Below are 3,721 nucleotides of genomic sequence, written 5' to 3'. Positions count from 1 at the left end.
TCTGCGAGTCGGCGCTGGACACCGAGCTCGCGTTTCTCCGGACCGAGATCTACCTGCGCGACGTGGAGCCGCGCCTGGAGACGCTGACCGCCTTCACCCGCTTCTCCTGCAGGATCTGATGGCCGCGAACGGCCATGCTACGCGCGCGAACCTGCCCTCAGCGGCCGAGACGTTTCTCGACCCGCTTGCGGCTGTTGCCGACCTTCTTCACGGCCTTCTTCACCGCCGAGGCCGAGCGGCCAGTCTTCTTTGCTTCGTACCGCAATTCGTAGTCTTGGCCTTTAGCCACGCGGGCGCGATCCTGTTTGCGTCCCCGAGCGGTCTTCTTCTTCGCTGCCATCTGCTCCTCCGTCTGCGAAACTAATGGCAGTGCAACGCTTCAAGGAATCGCGGGGTTCCCTCAAAGAAGCTGTTGCGGGCTGAAGCCGATCGAGCGCCGGCAGCATCTAGGCTTCACCCTTGTTGGCCTTTCCATTTCGTTTGCTCGACCGCCTGCACGAAGGCTTCGTCGCACCGCATGAGCGCAGCGGCCCTTTGGCGTACGTCGCCCGGGTTGGCCAGCTCCGAACGCTCCGCCCGAATGACCTTCAAGTACGCGCCCGGAGCCCGCTCCCGTTTTCTTGCAGATGCTTTTCTACATCCTCCATTCAAACCCAAGAACCGGGAAAACTTGGAACTTCTCAGTCCAGCGCATGTTTGTGCCGTGCCACCTCTGGAGGACGACATGAACAAGAGACTGCTTCTTTTGCTAACGGCTGCTTCGCTTCTGGCGGGTCCGTCGTTTGCGCAAAACCCGCCGGCCACTGATCGGCCCAACAATAACGCGGTCAACAGTTCCGGTCAGAACAATTCCAACAAGCCGGTCGCAGGGGCCAACAGCTTCACCGAGGGCCAGGCCAAATCGAAGATTGAGGACGCGGGCTACACCAACGTCACATCCCTGAAGAAGGACGACAACGGCGTCTGGCGCGGAAAGGCCACCAAAGGCGGCGCCTCGACCGATGTGAGTCTGGATTTCCAAGGCAACGTGAACGCGGCGAAATAACCTGCGCCCAGCAAAATTGAGGGATTCAAGATGACCGTCACGATTTCACGTCTCTACGATAACTACTCCGATGCGCAGCGCGCGGTGAGGAGCCTGGAGGCTGCGGGCGTGCCGCATTCGGATTTGAGCATCGTCGCGAACAATTCCGACAACTGGTACAGCACCGACAAGAAGGTCGATCGAGATCGAGATGGGGTTGATGATCGGGCTGAAGGTGCGGCCACGGGCGCGGGCGTCGGCGCAGGCCTCGGTGGCGCGGCCGGCTTGCTCGCGGGCCTTGGCTTGTTGGCGATACCTGGCTTGGGTCCGGTCGTGGCGGCCGGATGGCTCGCATCGACCGCGCTCGGTGCAGTTGCCGGCGGCGCGACGGGCGGGGTCGTCGGAGCGTTGACGCAGGCCGGCGTATCCGATGAGGAAGCACCACTCTACGCCGAAGGTGTTAGGCGCGGCGGCACCCTGGTTTCGGCTCGTGTACCTGATGCGGACCGCGCGCGCTACGAAGCGATCCTGAACCAGTCCGCCGTCAATCTCCGCGAACGGAGCGCAGCCTGGCAGAAGGCCGGGTGGAAGAGCTACGATCCCTCCGCCCAGCCTTATGGCGCGGACGAGGTCCGCAGAGAGCGCCAACTTTACGGCACCGGAGTGCGATGAATTAGCCGGCGGCCCGCCCTAGGCGGGCCGCCCTTTTTGCACGTTACTAATGATCGAACTGAGGAGCCGAATATGAGCCGCGGAATGCCATCGATGACCGCCCTCTTGGGTATGCTCGCAATCGCCGGTTACCAGAATCGTGACAAGTTGGCCGACATGTTTCGCAGTGCGACCTCCGGTCAGCCGGCGGGTGCCAAGGATTCCCTGAGCGGCATTCTCGGCAACCTTGGTGGCCTTGTGGGGGGCGGCGGCGTGGGTTCGCTCCTGAACGGCGGGATCGGCGAGTTGCTCGAGCACTTCAAGCAGAACGGACAGGGCGAGGCGGCTCAATCCTGGATCAATCAGGGGCCAAACCGGGAAGTCACCCCGCCCGAACTCCAGCAGGCTATCGGTCCGGACGTCCTTCAAAAGCTGGAGCAGCAGACCGGCCTGTCGCAGCAGGAGATCCTCGACCGATTGTCCCGAGAGCTTCCGACGGCCGTGGACAAATACACGCCTGATGGACGTCTTCCGGCTCCATCGGCGGGATAATCACAGCGATAGAGAGAGACATGGGCATTATCTGGACGATCATCATTGGCTTCATCGCAGGCATCATCGCGAAGTTCATCATGCCCGGCGATAACGAGCCGTCGGGCTTCATCCTGACCACAATCCTGGGAATAGTAGGGGCGTTCGTTGCGACCTATCTTGGTCAGGCTCTCGGCTGGTACCGGCCAGGACAAGGCGCGGGGCTAGTGGGGGCAGTGCTAGGCGCCATCATCGTGCTTTTCATCTACGGTTTTGTGGCCGGTCGCAGCCGTCGGGCCATCTAACCACAGCGAGCGGAATTCTGCGGGTTAGCGGAGAATTCGCCCGGCGCGAAAGGCGAAGCAAGATGAAATGGATGCTCGTTGTGCTGGCGGGAGGGATGACACCGGTTAACACCGACCTGGTCTTCGACAAGTTTGCCGATTGCCTCGCCGCCGAGGAGCAGATGCGAAAGCACTATACGGACGCTTTCGAGGCCTGGGACAGATGGGCCGCGGCCAATATCGAGCGACGGCGCGAATACTCGAAGGTCCGCGATCTCCAGGCCAAACGCCTGCTCAGCAACATCGGTACGTGCGTTCCTCACGCAGGCGGCGAAGCCGCAGCGCCTCAGCAGCAGAGTAATCCCGCACCTTCTCAGCCTTCCCAAGGTCTTCCCACTCCGCAGCCAAGTCCCAAAACGTGACGTCCGAACGTTTCGAACAGGCCCGGCCGCAAACGAAGGTCGCAGCCGCGCTTTCATCGCCCCTGCCTTGATTGTTCTCGCCACGCGCTGAGCTGTAGCCTGCTGACGATTATAGGTGCACGCCAAATGTCGCCCATAGCGGTCCTGCGGGGCTGACGATGTCGACCGAACTATAGGCCAGAATGGGCGTTTACCCAGACCATGTCTGACGCCTTCGATTACTTCCGCGCCTACGCCGTCCGGGCTCTTTGCAAAGCCCGATCGATGCCGCGCGGCAGAATGAAGCATCTGCAGCTGGTTGCGGGGCGAATTTACAATCTCCTCAAGAAGGAGGCCGCTTATAGCCCGAACACGCAGCACCTTGAGGACTTCCGGGCAGCGCAAAAACTTGAGGCATCTCTCGATCGCCGGCGCGATGACTGCCCACCCCCTAAACGAGCCTTTGCTCCGGTGAGGCCGGGCGCTGAACGGGAGGCTCGTTGAGTGGCTTCCGTTGACTTACGCACCATCGTCAGTCTCCTGCGAGAATACGCACAGCGGACGGCGTTGCGTGGCGGCAACCCGTACAGGGCGAAAGCCTACACGCGGGCCGCAGACAGCCTGGCGGCCCTTGCCGTCCCTCTGGACGTGCTCATCGCCGAAGACCGGCTCACCGAGATTCCCGGCGTCGGAGATGCGATCGCCGACATCATCACCAAGCTTCACAAGACGGGCTCTCATCCGAGCCTTGAGAAGCTCCGGAAGGAGATACCCGAGGGCGTGCTCGAGATGCTCGCCGTTCCCGGCCTCCGCCCCGAGAAGGTGCTGCG

6 protein-coding genes and 2 pseudogenes are annotated in these 3,721 nt (G+C 61.9%); 7 read left to right on the top strand and 1 reads right to left on the bottom strand.

Going from position 1 to position 3,721, the window contains the following annotated elements:
* Nucleotides 1-119, top strand: a pseudogene (locus tag AC0L2F_RS35575) (3'-5' exonuclease); the annotation flags it as partial.
* Between the two features lie 38 nt (nt 120-157).
* Here AC0L2F_RS35575 and AC0L2F_RS35570 read toward each other — a convergent pair.
* Entirely contained in the window at nt 158-340 is a 183-nt protein-coding gene (locus AC0L2F_RS35570) for a DUF3606 domain-containing protein (RefSeq protein WP_085394935.1), read from the bottom strand.
* A 384-nt stretch (nt 341-724) separates the two neighbouring features.
* Between AC0L2F_RS35570 and AC0L2F_RS35565 the strand changes: the two genes are divergently transcribed.
* The 6 genes and pseudogenes from AC0L2F_RS35565 to AC0L2F_RS35540 form a co-directional block, all read left to right on the top strand.
* A complete protein-coding gene (locus tag AC0L2F_RS35565) occupies nt 725-1,045 on the top strand; it encodes a hypothetical protein (RefSeq protein WP_473251502.1) in 321 nt (106 codons plus the stop codon).
* A gap of 30 nt (nt 1,046-1,075) precedes the next feature.
* Nucleotides 1,076-1,696 (top strand): general stress protein, encoded by a 621-nt coding sequence (locus tag AC0L2F_RS35560; RefSeq protein ID WP_473251501.1) that lies wholly within the window; start codon nt 1,076-1,078, stop codon nt 1,694-1,696.
* A gap of 72 nt (nt 1,697-1,768) precedes the next feature.
* Nucleotides 1,769-2,227: a YidB family protein gene (locus AC0L2F_RS35555; protein WP_473251500.1), complete on the top strand. Its 459-nt coding sequence runs from the start codon at nt 1,769-1,771 to the stop codon at nt 2,225-2,227.
* A gap of 20 nt (nt 2,228-2,247) precedes the next feature.
* Nucleotides 2,248-2,511, top strand: coding sequence for a GlsB/YeaQ/YmgE family stress response membrane protein (locus tag AC0L2F_RS35550; RefSeq protein WP_473251499.1), 264 nt, complete (start codon nt 2,248-2,250; stop codon nt 2,509-2,511).
* Between the two features lie 62 nt (nt 2,512-2,573).
* Entirely contained in the window at nt 2,574-2,912 is a 339-nt protein-coding gene (locus AC0L2F_RS35545) for a hypothetical protein (protein ID WP_473251498.1), read from the top strand.
* A 483-nt stretch (nt 2,913-3,395) separates the two neighbouring features.
* Nucleotides 3,396-3,721: pseudogene (locus AC0L2F_RS35540) on the top strand (DNA polymerase/3'-5' exonuclease PolX); the annotation flags it as partial.

This window comes from Bradyrhizobium sp. Ken64 (assembly GCF_055807555.1).
Note: the sequence above shows the minus strand (reverse complement) of the source record. Positions and strands in the feature narration are given on the sequence as shown.